This window comes from Streptomyces sp. NPDC058198 (assembly GCF_042882605.1).
GTDB lineage: Bacteria > Actinomycetota > Actinomycetes > Streptomycetales > Streptomycetaceae > Streptomyces.
Map to the genome: position 1 here is coordinate 1,008,404 of NZ_JBHVVP010000001.1, position 12,946 is coordinate 1,021,349.

Here is a 12,946-nt window from a genome sequence, read left to right on the forward strand (position 1 = left end):
CGCCACCGCCCTCGGCGCCGGCGCCGGCGCGTCGTCCCTGCCTCAGATATTTCCCCGTCCGGATGATCACCAACGGCGCCGTCGACCGCACCGTCCACGGCTGGATCGCCGACGAACAGAGCCGTCCACCCGCCCGTCCACCCGTTCGGCAGCAGGACGCGCCTGCGGGCCGGGGCACCCCTAGCATGCTGACTGTGCGACCCAATCTCCCGAAGATCGAGGGCGGCCGGGTACAGAGCCTCCTGCAGCTCATCGAGGACGGCATCCACCTCGTCGTCGCTGCGCTCCTCGTACTGCTCGCGGGGCTCCTGACCGTCGGGGTCGTCCACGACGTCATCAGGTCGATCCAGGGTCCGTACCGCGAGGAGACGGTCGTTCTCTCCGCCCTGGACAACGGCCTTGTGCTGTTCATCGTGGCCGAGCTCCTCCACACCGTCCGCCTCACCATCAGGAACCAGACCCTCGACGCGGAGCCGTTCCTCGTCGTCGGCCTGATTGCCGGCATCCGCAAGGTGCTCATCGTGACGGCCGAGGCGGAGAGGTCCTTCCGGTGGAACGTCGAGGGGATCGAACTGCTCATCCTGGCGGGGCTGATCCTCGTGATGGCGACAGCGGCGTACGTGTGGCGGCGCTCGACGCGGCCGGGAGACTACTTCCCGCTCCAGGAGGCGCGGCGCTCCCCGTCGCCGGCGCCGTCACCCACCCCGGGGCGCGGGTCCTGATCCGTCACCTTCCGCCGCCACGGCCGTCCGCACCCGCTGCTCCTCGCGAGCGGAGCCGACGTCCCGTTCCAGGGGTGTGCGGCTCACGGCTGTCGCGAGGTCCTCCAAGGCCCGCTTCTGCAGTTCCGCCCCGCGCCGCACCACCGGGCTCCGGTCCCCGGCGGCGGCGCCCTCCCACGCGTGGAGCGCCTCCTCCACGCGCCCCCAGTCCGGATTTCTGTGCTCGCGCACGTCGACTGCCGCCTGCTCGGTGTCCGCCTCCAGGGCCTCGGCGAACCGCTCCGCCTCGGGGACGAAACGGCTGTCGGCCCGCGGGACGTGGCTCTCCATGAGCATCGCCGCCCGGCCGAACCCCTTGAGCGCTTCCTGCGCCTCCTCCGCCTCGCGCGACGTCAGGCCCCGGGGGCGGACCGGTTCCTGCCTTGCCCGGTCGTATGCCTCCTGCCAGGCGGCACGTGCCTCCCTGCTCGCCAGCAGTGCCTTGCGCATGTCGGCGCGATGCTCCCGAGTCGGTTCGGCGTAGCTGCGGAGCACCGCGGCCGCATAGCGGCCGTTGGCGGCGAGCCAGTCCGCAAGCCGGCCCGGCAGCCGGGGCGTCTCCCATGCGGGGAACACCACGTACGCCAGCATGGCCAGGGCCCCGCCGAGCAGGGTGAGCACCACCCGCTCCGGGACCGTCTGCTCCCATGCCTGGCCGCCCATGCCGAGCAGGAAGACGACGTAAGCGGCAGTGAAGCACTGGGAGTAGGCGTAGCCGGTACGGACCAGCGTGTACGACAGACCTGCCGAGACCACCGCCAGCGCGCCGGACACCTGGGCGTCCGGGCCCAGAGCCCGCACCATCCCGGTGGCAAGCGCGACCCCCGTCAGGGTTCCGGCGAGACGGGCCACCGCACGCGCGTACGTCCGGTGGAAGTCCGGCCGCATCACCATCACGGAGGCGATGGGCGCCCAGTAGCCGTGGCCCAGGGGTAGCCGGGCGGCGATCAGATAGCCGAGCGTGGCCACCGCCGCCAGGCGGACGGCGTGCCGGAACACGGGCGAGTCCCGGCGGAGTTCACGGCGGACCGCCCGGACGACGACCGGGACCAGCCGGAACAGTGTCGGGCGCACCAGGAACTGGGCGCCCGCCGGGCCGGGCGGCGTGGGCGTCTTCCCGCGCGCGCCGCCGCTCCCAGCGATCTCCAACACCTCGCCGAGCAGTTCCACGAGCCGCTCGGCGGCCTGCCGCGCGGGCCCCTCCAGCACCTCGTGCTCCTCGTCGACGCGCAGGACGTCCACGCTCTTGGGCGGCACCTCGGAGGGAGTGCCGCGGCGGATCGAACGGGCGGCCGCGTCCAAGACATCGGCGGCCGCGTCGAGCAACTCCCGCGCGCGGTCCCGCCCGGGGCCCTCCGCCGGGGCGCCGACGTACGGGTCGGCGAGCGCGGCGACGACCGGCCGAATGCGCTCGGCGAGCCCCCGGGGGCCGTGGAGGACGGGTGGACGGGTGCGGGCCTGTGACGGCGTCACGGAGGCCGCGTCCCGGGCCGTCATCAACGGCTCCGGGTCGAACGGGGCAGTCGGGTCGTGCCGCAGCCGGCGGGCGTAGTCCGCCACGGCGGCCAGGGCGTCGGCGAGCGCGTCACGATGCGCCCCCCAACGACGGATCGGGAACAGCAAGATCAGCACGGCCTGCGCCACGCCCCCGAGTGCGATGACCCCGGCGTGCTCCAGGGCTCGCCCGACGCTCGTGGGAAGGGTGATGGTCACCAGCATGCTGCCGACCGTCGTCGCTGCGACGATCCCAGCGGTCGATCCGACGGCCCACGCCATCCCCGCGACAAAGGCCCATACGGCCAGCAGTGGGAGGAACGTCACGAGTCGCCCCGCCGCCAGGTAGCCCACGAAGGTGCTGATCGCCAGACCCGCGCCCGCGCCGAGCGCGATCACCTTGCGTGGACGCCAGGTGCGCTGGAAGGTGGCCGCACCCGCGGCGTAGGCACCGAGGGCGGCGGACGCGGCGTACGCAGGAGAGACCAGCCACAGAGCCGGCCCGACGACCATCGCCACCCCAGCGGCCGTGCGCAGCGCGAGCAGGGGCTCCAGCCGCGTCTCCTCGATCGTGAGCCCGGATCGCACGACCTCCCCGAAAGCCCGCAGCCACGTCACGTGTGTGAGCCTAGCCGGAACGCCCTGCCGGGACGCGTCGGCCTGGCTGAGGTGCGGCAGCCGTCGGGCCTCCCACACGGCCCGGGAACATGCTGGCGGCCGCAGCCGCTGGGACGGGGTGTTGCCACTGCGGACACTGCTGAGCGTCCGCCGTCCGTCCTCCGGTCCGGAGCGCGGGCAATCGCCGTTGTTTCAGGTCCGACCGGAGCGCGGGCGATTGCCCCCATCCCCGGCCGGAGGACGGGCAGATCGCCACCCGTCCCCCGGACCGGTCCGGGGGAAACAGGCGGGACGGCGGCCCCGGCTGCATGGTCAGGCAGTAGTTGGTGAGACCCCGCTCGCACTGCTTGCAGAAGCCGCAGGCGATGTTGAAGGGCAGGGCGCGAAGGGCGGTCGCCTCGCGGCGGGGGCTCCATAAGGCTTCGGTCGAACGATCGTCCTCATGGGCAAAGGGTGTGGCCCGAGAACACAGTTCCCTTCACGCCCAAACGCGAACGAACGGTGAAGCACCCTCGCATATTCCCTGGGAGCGGCTCATACCGGGATTCTCCGGACGATCGTGTGAGCGGGGCCCGGTGACGGCGCCTGTCGCGCGGTTCCCGGCGCGATCAGGTAGTCAGGAACGGTGAACAAGGACGCGACCGACCCCTTCGTGCATGTCCGGGGCGCCAGTGAGAACAACCTGCGGAACATCGATGTCGACGTTCCGCGGGACGCGATGGTCGCCTTCACCGGCGTCTCCGGTTCGGGCAAGTCCTCGCTCGCGTTCCGCACGCTCTACGCGGAGGCCCAGCGGCGCTACTTCGAGTCCGTAGCACCATACGCCCGAAGGCTGTTGCAACAGGTCGGCGCACCGCACGTGCAGGAAATCACCGGACTGCCACCGGCCGTGGCCCTGCAGCAGCGACGCGGGTCACCCAGCTCGCGCTCGACGGTCGGCACCATCACCACGCTGTCCAATCTGCTGCGCATGCTGTACTCCCGCGCCGGCACCTATCCGCCCCGGGCCGCACGGCTGGAGGCCGAGTCGTTCTCACCCAACACCGCGGCCGGCGCCTGCCCGGAGTGCCACGGACTGGGCGTCGTGCACGACGTCGCCGAGGACCTGCTCGTCCCGGACCCCTCGCTGAGCATCCGCGAGGGGGCAATCGCCGCCTGGCCGGGCGCCTGGCAGGGCGCCAACCTGCGCAGTGTCGTGAGCGGCCTGGGGATCGACATCGACCGACCGTGGCGCAGGCTCAGGAAGAAGGACCGGGACTGGCTGCTGTACACGGACGAGCAGCCCTCCGTGTACATCGAGCCGGAGGAGGACCGCGTCGACTACGGCTACCAGGGCAAGTTCTGGAGCGCCCGCAAGCACGTCATGCACGTCCTCGCCGACTCCAAGAGCGAGAAGATGCGCGAACGGGCGCTCCGGTTCGTCAGGAGTGTGCCCTGCCCCGAGTGTCACGGCAGCGGACTGCGGCCCGAGGCGCTCGCCGTGACCTTCGCCGGACGTTCCATCGCCGAGATCAACGCGATGCCGCTCACCGAGGTCGTGGCGCTGCTGCGGCCTGTCGCGGGGCGGTCCGAGGCCGACGCCACCACGTCGACCGCCCGATCCGGGGAGACGACCGAGGTCGCGGTCCGGATCTGCTGCGATCTGGTCGCGCGGGTCGACGTACTGCTCGACCTGGGCCTCGGATATCTCAGCCTCGGGCGCCGCTCGACGACCCTGTCGCCCGGCGAGGCGCAGCGCCTGCGGATCGCCACCCAGCTGCGCTCGGGGCTGTTCGGCGTCGTCTACGTCCTCGACGAACCCTCCGCGGGCCTGCACCCGGCTGACGCGGAACCGCTGCTGGACGTGCTGGACCGCCTCAAGGCGGCGGGCAACTCGCTGTTCGTCGTGGAGCACGACATGGACGTCGTACGGCGGGCGGACTGGGTGGTCGACATCGGCCCCGGCGCGGGCGAGGGCGGCGGACGCGTGCTGTACAGCGGCCCGGTCGCCGGCCTTGAGCGGGTCGGGGAGTCGGCCACGAGCCAGTACCTGTTCGGGCGCGCCCAGCCGCTCGATCACCGCCCGCGCACACCGCACGGCTGGCTGCACCTGAGCGGTGTCTCCCGCCACAATCTGCACGACGTGTCCGTCGACGTACCGCTCTGCGTACTGACGGCGGTGACGGGCGTGTCCGGTTCCGGAAAGTCGACGCTGGTGACGCAGGTGCTCGCCGAGGTCGTCCGCGGCCACCTCGGACTCGTACCCGAGGAGCCCGACGAGGCGCAGCTGGAGGTCGACGTCCAGGACGCGTCGGGGGTCGAGTCGTTCGACCGGCTGGTCCGGGTCGACCAACGGCCCATCGGCCGAACTCCCCGGTCCAACCTGGCCACGTACACGGGGATGTTCGACGCGGTGCGCAAGCTGTACGCGGCGACGGACGAGGCCAGGGCGCGCGGCTACTCCGCCGGGCGGTTCTCCTTCAACGTGCCCGAAGGGCGGTGCGAGACCTGCCAGGGCGAAGGATTCGTCGCGGTGGAACTGCTGTTCCTGCCCGGCACCTACGCGCCGTGCCCGACCTGCGAGGGCGCCCGGTACAACGCCGAAACGCTGGAAGTCACCTACCGCGGCAAGAACATCGCGGAAGTGCTGGCGCTGTCCGTCGACGCCGCCGCCAAGTTCCTGTCCGCCGTCCCGGCCGCCTCCCGCAGACTGGAGACGTTGCGCGAGGTGGGACTGGGGTACCTGCGGCTGGGCCAGCCCGCGACGGAACTCAGCGGTGGTGAGGCGCAACGCATCAAACTGGCCACCGAACTGCAGCGAGCCCGCCGCGGGCACGCGCTCTACCTGCTCGACGAGCCGACGGCGGGGCTGCACCCCTCGGACATCGCGCTGCTGCTGCGACAGCTGCACCGGCTCGTCGGCGCCGGCAACACGGTCGTCCTCGTCGAGCACGACCTGGACACGATCGCCACCGCCGACTGGGTCATCGACCTCGGGCCGGGCGGCGGGGACGCGGGCGGGCGGGTGGTCGCGGCGGGCCCGCCGGCCAAGGTGGCGAGGGCCCGCCGCAGCGCCACCGCGCCCTATCTCGCGGCCCGGCTCGCGCGCTGCCATCGGCGGAACAGGTCGTAGACCCGGCCCCACGGCCCGTACTCGACGGGCATGTCCCGCCACGGAACACCGGTACGGACCCGGAACCGTATGCCGTCGATCAACTGCCGCCGAGGCCGGACAGGCGGCCGCCCCTCCCTGGCGCCCTTCGGCAACAACGGCTCCAGCACCGCCCAGTGCTCGTCCGTGAGATCTTCCCGCCCCATACCGTGATCATTCACAGCCCAAGATCCATTTTCGATACACGGCCTAAGGGCTGTCCCGTTATCCGTGGTGGATCAGCGCACGGCGTCAGATGGAGGGGGTACCTCCCGTGCCGTCAAGGCTACGGGGGAGCATCGCAAGGCGGAGGGACGTCCGCATACTGGATGTATTCGGGCGTTCCGACAACGCAGCGAGGTGCCGTAGCTGTCGTCGTGCGCCCGCCACGGATTACGGGACAGCCCTTAGTTGCGCCCGGAACCTGCGGTGCACCGCGTTCAGTTGAAGGACGTGCCCGTGGGTGAAGGAGCGCAGGAACGTGCCCAGGGTGGGGGCCTGCGCACCCCGTGCAAGGCGACCCGTAGGTCCGCCAGTCCAGCAGTGTGCCGCAGCGTCCGCCGTTCGGCGCCGGCATGCTGCGACCCGGTGTATGGGGCCCGGCCACTGCGCCGCTACATCTCCCACGAGGTCGAGACACTGGTCGGACGCACCCTGCTGCGCGGCGACGTCCAGGACAGCGCGACGGTCCGCGTCGACGCCGAACACGGAGAGCTGGTGGTCACCTACGACCAGCCCGAGGGTGAAGGGAGCGCGGGCGGCATGAGCACGATGCAGGCGACGACCGTCAGTTGTCCGAACTGCGGGCGCACCAACCGAGTGCCCGTGACCGCGGAGGGCCGCCCCAAGTGCGGCCACTGCGAGCATCCCCTACCGTGGATGGTGGACGCGGGCGACGACGACTTCACCGAGGTCGCCGAGCGGGCCGACGTCCCCGTCGTGGTCGACCTGTGGGCCACCTGGTGCGGCCCCTGCCGCAGGGTCAGCCCCGCGCTGGAGAAGGTCGCCACCGATCTCGCCGGCCGGATCAAACTCGTCAAGGTCGACGTCGACGAGAACCCGCGGCTGTCGCAGCGTTCCAAGGTCCAGGCGGTACCGACACTGCTCGTCCTCGACCCGGGCGAGACGGTCGCCCGGCAGGCGGGGGCGGCGCCCGCCCCCGCTCTGCGCCAGTGGGTGGAACAGTCGATCACGGCCCGGGAAGGGTGATCCGGATGACCCTGCACGCAGACCCCCACCTCGCGCTTGTCCGGCCGGTCCAGCCGCTCACCCCAGAAGGGTGTCAGGAGTGTCTGCTGCTCGGCTCCCCGTGGGTCCACCTGAGGCTCTGCCTGACCTGCGGGCACGTCGGCTGCTGTGACTCCTCGCCGAACAAGCACGCGCGTAGGCACGCAGCTGCCGACGCCCATCCGATCGTGCAGTCGTTCCAGCCCGGCGAGGAATGGCGCTGGTGCTACGTTCACGAGGCGTTCGTCTGATGTCCGGCGACCAGTCGCTGCCGGGCGAAGAACGGGTGCCGGAGGAAGCGGACGAGGCCGCCTTCCGGGAGACCCCGGACATCTACGGCGCGTATCCGCGCCTTACGGAGGACCAGATAGCACGTCTGGCGGAGCACGGGCAACGCCGGAGCATGGCTCCGAACGACGTGCTGATCCAGGAGGGGAAGCGCTGCGAGACGTTCTTCATCGTCCTCAGCGGTACCGTCGCCGTCGTCGAGGACTACGGCACTCCCGAGGAGCGCGTGCTGCGCGTGCACGGCCCCGGTCGCTTCATCGGCGAACTCGGGCTGCTGCACGGACAGGTGGCCTTCTACACCGCTGTCGCCAGGGAGCCGGGCGAGGTCCTCGTCATCTCCTTGGACCAATTGCGCCACCTGGTGTCCCAGGACTCCACCATCGGGGACGTCGTGCTGCGCGCCTGTCTGGGCCGTCGCGCGCTGCTCGTCGGACAGGGCGCCGGCTTCCGCATCATCGGCTCGCGCTACTCGCCCGACACCCGGCGGCTGCGCGAGTTCGCCATCCGCAACCGGCTGCCACACCGCTGGATCGACCTGGAGACCGACGAGGAGGCCGAGGAGCTGCTGCGTCGCTTCGGCGTCGGCCCGGAGGAGACACCGCTCGTCATCTGGCGGGACACCACCCTGTTGCGCAACCCCAGCAACGCGGAGCTGGCCCGGCTCATCGGCCTGCCGTCACTGCCCGCCGGAAACCGTCACGGCGACGTCCTCATCGTCGGCTCCGGACCCGCCGGCCTCGCTGCCGCGGTGTACGCCGCCTCCGAGGGCCTGAGCACCACCGTGGTGGAGGCGATGGCCACCGGCGGCCAGACCGCCACGTCGTCCCGCATCGAGAATCTGCTCGGCTTCCCCGCCGGCATCTCCGGCGCTGAACTCACCGAACGCGCCGTGCTCCAGGCCGACAAGTTCGGCGCCAGGATCAGCATTCCGGTGGAGGCGACCGGTCTCCATCCCAAGGACGAGGACCACTACGTGGTGGCGTTCGCCGACGGCAGCGAGATCGCCGCCCGCGCCGTCGTCCTGGCCACGGGTGCCCGCTACCGCCGGCTCCAGGTGCCCGGTATCGAACGCCTGGAGGGAACGAGCGTCCACTACTCGGCGACCGTCTACGAGGCCCAGCAGTGCCGCACCGACCCGGTGGCCGTCGTCGGCGGAGGCAACTCGGCGGGCCAGGCGGTGCTGTTCCTCGCCGGGTACGCGCCAAAGGTGCACCTGCTGGTCCGAGGACCCAGCCTTGAGGCCAGCATGTCCCGCTACCTGGTCGACCAGGTCGAGCGCCATCCGCAGGTGGAGGTCACGCTGCACACCGAGGTCACCGAGGTCATCGGCCAGGAGGTGCTGGAGGAGCTCGACGTGGTCGACAACCGCACGGGCGAGCACCGCCCGCTCGCCGTACGGGGCCTGTTCGTCTTCACCGGCGCCGACCCCCACACCGAGTGGCTCGCCGGCATCATCGCCCTCGACTCCCGCGGTTTCGTCCTCACCGGCCCGGAGGCCCAGGAAGCCTGCGCCTACCCCGAGGTGTGGCACGGGCGCGGGCGCTCGTGCATGACCCTGGAGACCAGCCTGCCCGGGGTCTTCGCGGTAGGGGACGTCCGTAGCGGCTCGGTAAAGCGAGTGGCCTCGGCGGCCGGTGAGGGCGCGATGGCCATCCACTTCGTGCACCGGCACCTGGGGCACTCGGCCGCCCCCGGCACCACGGGCACGTCCGCTGCCGGGGGCGGCTCGGACGTCTCCCCACGCATACGTCATAAGGAGTCCGCATGGCTCGCATGACGAATGGCGGGCGATGAGATCACGAGAAGGAAGCAGGGGGCGATGGCCGTGCCCGTCCGGCGCCACCGCGGTGGCGGTCTGCAGGAAAGGCCCGTCCGGGCACCCACCCCTCTCAGTCCCCTGGTCGAGTTCGACGAACTGCTCAACCAGATGAGCGGTCTGCTGGAGTCGACGGTGGGCGCGACACCCGCGGCCGCGTGGACGCCTCTCGCGGACGTGTCGAAATCCGAGGACGCGTTCCACATAGAGATCGGTCCTGGCCGAGGGCCCCGTCAGCCTCGCCGTCCAGCCCGCCCCTGGACGCCGCCGCTGGACCGCGTGGTCCCCAAGAAACACGGAAAGGCGGTACCGGATTTCTCCGATACCGCCTGCGACCTGCGTAAACGCTGGTCGGGACGACAGGATTTGAACCTGCGACCCCTTGACCCCCAGGAGTAGGGGCCATCCTGAGCTCGCGATGATGTCGTGCCAGCGCCAGGAATCGCTAGCACACCACTCCTCCTCATCGACGGGCCGCCAGGCCGCCAGTTCCTTCAGACGGGAGATCACCGTGGCGGCGTCGGTGATGCCGGCGGTTCCGCGTCCACCGTCGAGTTGCCGTTTGAGGTTGTCCAAGCGGTGAGCCGCGCGGTAGTAGGAGAGTTCCGAGTCGGCAAGCCTGCGTACGGCGTAGCCACCGCACTTACTGCACCAGTTGAAGTCGGTACGAGCCAGTAGGTCGCAGAGGGTGAGGAGGTCGTCGCTGGCCACAACCGCGCGCTCGTGGGCGTGCAGGCACAGGGGCGAGTGGCCCTTGCCCTCGATCAGTGGCTGCACTGGCACGTGCGGTCAGGCACCCCTTGCGGCAGGCTCAAGGATCGCCACGCACTCCGCATGGTGCGACATCGAGAAGACGTGCGCCTGGAGCGCGGCAACACAAACACGCTGGTCAGGATGGGTTCGGTCCCTTGCCAAGGGACCGAACCCATCGTGGCCAGAGCTTCGAGCTGCCCGGATATACGGACGGGACCGGATCAGAACAGTGAGTTGTTGCCCCGCGTCCGACGTCGTAGGAATGTGGAAAAGGTCTGGTCCTCCAGGTGCGTGAGCGCGGTGCCGCTCGGATCGATGTAGGCGATGCGCCAGTCCTCGGGGGAGCCCTGGCCCGTGAGCCAGCCGAACATTTGTCCTTGTGCCTCTCCCCACTGCAGGAACAGCCGGTCCTCATCCAGCCACCGCAGCCCCTGGGTCGCCGGCCTCGCCACGACAGGAAACACCCGGATACCGGCGATGACCCCGCCGGGGAATTCCTTCATGATGGCCAGGTAGTCCGCCGGAAGCGCACCGAACGACTCCTTCACGGCCCGGTCCAGCAGCTCTTCCGCGTACTGCCGGACGCCCGGGACACCGATACCCCGCACCTTGGTGAGGATTTCCTCCACCGCCCCGATGTCCGGGTTCGCCAGCGCGGTGGCCGTCGCGCGCATGTCGTCGGCGACATTCCAGAACGAGCCCGACTCGTATTCCTCGTACGTGTCGAACGCGGAAACTCCCTCGGGGCGTCCCAGAAGGGCCCGCGCGATGAACTCCGACGCGGAGAAAGGAAGGTCCAGCCACAGCTGGAAATCGGAATCTGTGAGGACGGTTGTCCAGTTCGCGGTGTCCGGGTCGGTGGTGTCCCACAGCAGCGCGCCGTCACGGGCGGTGCGGCCCCACGGCACCATGCCGCCGGGCTGCGGGAAGAAGGACAGCGTAAGCTCGTGCTCGCGGGTGCGCAGGGATTCCTCCATGTCCGCGAGGCGCAGTGCGGTTTCCTCCGTGAAGTCCAGCAGAGAACGCACGGGGACATCGGGCCGTCCGAGCAGCACCGAAGCCGCGATCACCGCCGGCGGCAGCGCCTGGACCAGCAACTCGAAGTCCTTGGGAACGACCTGCCCGTGCCCGTCGCCCTGCGCCCGCACCGGGGCGTCGAGACCGAGCAGCCAGATGACGTCGAGATGATTCATGTGTTCCTCCATGAACGGCATCGGCGGTGGGGTGGGCAGCCGCCGGCCGCTCACCCCACCGCCTCATCTGTGCCGGATCAGTTCCTCAAGGGGACTTACAGCGCCTAACACAATGAGGTGGATCGGTCCTGGTGGCCGTGTCCGCGTCAGGTGTTGGGCGTTGTCCGGGCATGGGGACTTCGCCGTGGATCGTGTCGGATGACCTGTGGGAGCGGATCGAGCCGCTGCTGCCACGAAGAGAGCGCCGGTTTCGGCACCCGGGCCGCAAGCCTCTGGCAGACCGGCAGGTGTTGTGCGGCATCTTGTTCGTGCTGCATACGGGCATCCAATGGGAGTACCTGCCGCAAGAGTTGGGCTTCGGGTCGGGCATGACGTGCTGGCGCCGTTTGCGGGACTGGAACGAGGCCGGGGTCTGGCAGCAGTTGCACGAAGTCCTGCTGGCCGAGCTGAACGCGGCGGCTCGTCTCGACTGGTCGCGGGCAGTGGTCGACTCCAGCCATGTGCGGGCGATAAAAGGGGGGGACCAGACGGGACCGAGTCCGGTCGATCGTGGCCGAGCCGGATCGAAACACCACCTGATCACGGACGGGCATGGCACCCCGCTCGCCGTGATCCTCACCGGCGGCAACCGCAACGACGTCACCCAGCTCATGCCGCTGATCGACGCCATTCCACCGGTCAGAGGCCGGGTCGGGCACCCACGACGCAAGCCGGACTCACTCTTCGCCGACCGCGGGTACGACCACGACATCTACCGCGATCAGGTCCGACAACGCCGGATCGCGCCGGCCATCGCCCGCCGCGGCACTCCTCATGGCTCCGGGCTGGGCATCTACCGCTGGGTCGTCGAGCGCAGTTTCGCCTGGCTCCACGGCTTCAAACGCCTCCGCATCCGCCGGGAACGCCGAGCCGACATCCACGAAGCCTTCCTCAAGCTGGCCTGCTGCCTGATCACCTACCGACAGATCAACTCATTGTGTTAGCCGCTGTTAAACCTTCACACGGTGGTATCTCCTGTCACCAGGACAGGAGATACCACCGCATTCGTCATCAGGGCAGGAACTCGTAGAACGGGCCGTCAGACGCAAAGTTGTGAGAACACAACGTCACGTCCCTACCCTTGAGATAAGCCAGCAACCACTCACTGAACGTCATCTCGTATAGAGTCCAGGCCGGACTGTCGAACTCCTGAACCACGACGCGCCATGGCGACGAGGGGTCGTCGGGAACGCGAAGGAAAACCGCCTCGCCCGTCATGGCCGTCGCCACCGGCATCAATTCTCCGCGGTTCCCCCCTACCGGACTGGGCAGGAACTCCGCCATGTCCTCGTCGCGCCAGAGCTCGAGATCCCCCTTGATGGTTCTTCCCAGACCGTGCAGAAGATGACCGGCGGGGTGAGCCAGATACAACTGCCCGTTGATCTTGATCGAACCGTAGGCGTTCACGATCTCACGGAAGTCCGCAGGGAATTCGATACCGAGTTCCTGCTCCAGTTCGATCCATGGCGCCGGATCCGACCAGTTGAACCGGGGTTCGCCCAACAGGGCTTTGATCTCCGAAAGCGTTGCCACCGCTATGCCCCTTCTAGCACTTCGAGCCGATGCCGGTCTGGGAGTTTATCGCAGTGCACGAGAAAGTGTCCGCGATATCTCCCTGGGGCCCGTA

11 protein-coding genes and 1 pseudogene are annotated in these 12,946 nt (G+C 69.7%); 8 read left to right on the top strand and 4 right to left on the bottom strand.

Annotation, left to right across the window (positions count from 1 at the left end; all coding sequences use genetic code 11):
• Positions 1-185 precede the first annotated feature (185 nt).
• Complete coding sequence (locus ACFVWW_RS04555) at positions 186-722, top strand: phosphate-starvation-inducible PsiE family protein (RefSeq protein ID WP_386875887.1); 537 nt, start codon at positions 186-188, stop codon at positions 720-722.
• On the opposite strand, the gene ACFVWW_RS04560 is transcribed toward ACFVWW_RS04555, so the two are convergent.
• A complete protein-coding gene (locus ACFVWW_RS04560; protein WP_386875889.1) occupies positions 696-2,873 on the bottom strand; it encodes an FUSC family protein in 2,178 nt (725 codons plus the stop codon). The two genes, ACFVWW_RS04555 and ACFVWW_RS04560, sit on opposite strands and share 27 nt — an antisense overlap.
• 625 nt (positions 2,874-3,498) lie before the next feature.
• On the opposite strand from ACFVWW_RS04560, the gene uvrA reads away from it, so the two are divergent.
• Entirely contained in the window at positions 3,499-5,985 is a 2,487-nt protein-coding gene (uvrA, locus tag ACFVWW_RS04565; RefSeq protein WP_386875891.1) for an excinuclease ABC subunit UvrA, read from the top strand.
• Here uvrA and ACFVWW_RS04570 read toward each other — a convergent pair.
• Entirely contained in the window at positions 5,937-6,170 is a 234-nt protein-coding gene (locus ACFVWW_RS04570) for a transposase (protein ID WP_384192642.1), read from the bottom strand. The genes uvrA and ACFVWW_RS04570 overlap by 49 nt on opposite strands.
• A 415-nt stretch (positions 6,171-6,585) precedes the next feature.
• Between ACFVWW_RS04570 and ACFVWW_RS04575 the strand changes: the two are divergent.
• From ACFVWW_RS04575 to ACFVWW_RS04595, 5 genes and pseudogenes are all read left to right on the top strand, one after another.
• Positions 6,586-6,769, top strand: a pseudogene (locus ACFVWW_RS04575) (hypothetical protein); the annotation flags it as partial.
• Complete coding sequence (trxA, locus tag ACFVWW_RS04580; RefSeq protein WP_386875893.1) at positions 6,766-7,212, top strand: thioredoxin; 447 nt, start codon at positions 6,766-6,768, stop codon at positions 7,210-7,212. The pseudogene ACFVWW_RS04575 and the gene trxA, both read left to right, overlap by 4 nt.
• A gap of 5 nt (positions 7,213-7,217) precedes the next feature.
• Positions 7,218-7,481 (top strand): UBP-type zinc finger domain-containing protein, encoded by a 264-nt coding sequence (locus tag ACFVWW_RS04585; RefSeq protein WP_067378125.1) that lies wholly within the window; start codon positions 7,218-7,220, stop codon positions 7,479-7,481.
• Complete coding sequence (locus ACFVWW_RS04590) at positions 7,481-9,295, top strand: FAD-dependent oxidoreductase (protein ID WP_386875896.1); 1,815 nt, start codon at positions 7,481-7,483, stop codon at positions 9,293-9,295. The genes ACFVWW_RS04585 and ACFVWW_RS04590 overlap by 1 nt, the downstream gene beginning before the upstream one ends.
• Positions 9,296-9,337: 42 nt before the next feature.
• On the top strand, positions 9,338-9,733 hold the full coding sequence (locus tag ACFVWW_RS04595; protein ID WP_386875898.1) for a hypothetical protein: 396 nt from the start codon (positions 9,338-9,340) through the stop codon (positions 9,731-9,733).
• Between the two features lie 575 nt (positions 9,734-10,308).
• On the opposite strand, the gene ACFVWW_RS04600 is transcribed toward ACFVWW_RS04595, so the two are convergent.
• On the bottom strand, positions 10,309-11,280 hold the full coding sequence (locus ACFVWW_RS04600) for a hypothetical protein (protein WP_386875900.1): 972 nt from the start codon (positions 11,278-11,280) through the stop codon (positions 10,309-10,311).
• Positions 11,281-11,433: 153 nt separating this feature from the next.
• On the opposite strand from ACFVWW_RS04600, the gene ACFVWW_RS04605 reads away from it, so the two are divergent.
• Positions 11,434-12,263 (top strand): IS5 family transposase gene (locus ACFVWW_RS04605; RefSeq protein ID WP_386876736.1). Its coding sequence is split into 2 segments (ribosomal slippage): positions 11,434-11,446 and positions 11,446-12,263, totalling 831 coding nucleotides; the frame shifts between segments, so codons are not numbered across the junction.
• A gap of 67 nt (positions 12,264-12,330) precedes the next feature.
• On the opposite strand, the gene ACFVWW_RS04610 is transcribed toward ACFVWW_RS04605, so the two are convergent.
• Positions 12,331-12,852: an SMI1/KNR4 family protein gene (locus tag ACFVWW_RS04610; protein ID WP_386875901.1), complete on the bottom strand. Its 522-nt coding sequence runs from the start codon at positions 12,850-12,852 to the stop codon at positions 12,331-12,333.
• Positions 12,853-12,946 lie beyond the last annotated feature (94 nt).

Coding starts and splice junctions, on each gene's coding strand:
- ACFVWW_RS04555 (WP_386875887.1), top strand. CDS start 186: ATGCTGACTGTGCGACCCAATCTCCCGAAGATCGAGGGCGGCCGGGTA.
- ACFVWW_RS04570 (WP_384192642.1), bottom strand. CDS start 6,170: ATGGGGCGGGAAGATCTCACGGACGAGCACTGGGCGGTGCTGGAGCCG.
- ACFVWW_RS04590 (WP_386875896.1), top strand. CDS start 7,481: ATGTCCGGCGACCAGTCGCTGCCGGGCGAAGAACGGGTGCCGGAGGAA.
- ACFVWW_RS04585 (WP_067378125.1), top strand. CDS start 7,218: ATGACCCTGCACGCAGACCCCCACCTCGCGCTTGTCCGGCCGGTCCAG.
- ACFVWW_RS04595 (WP_386875898.1), top strand. CDS start 9,338: ATGGCCGTGCCCGTCCGGCGCCACCGCGGTGGCGGTCTGCAGGAAAGG.
- ACFVWW_RS04600 (WP_386875900.1), bottom strand. CDS start 11,280: ATGAATCATCTCGACGTCATCTGGCTGCTCGGTCTCGACGCCCCGGTG.
- trxA (WP_386875893.1), top strand. CDS start 6,766: ATGAGCACGATGCAGGCGACGACCGTCAGTTGTCCGAACTGCGGGCGC.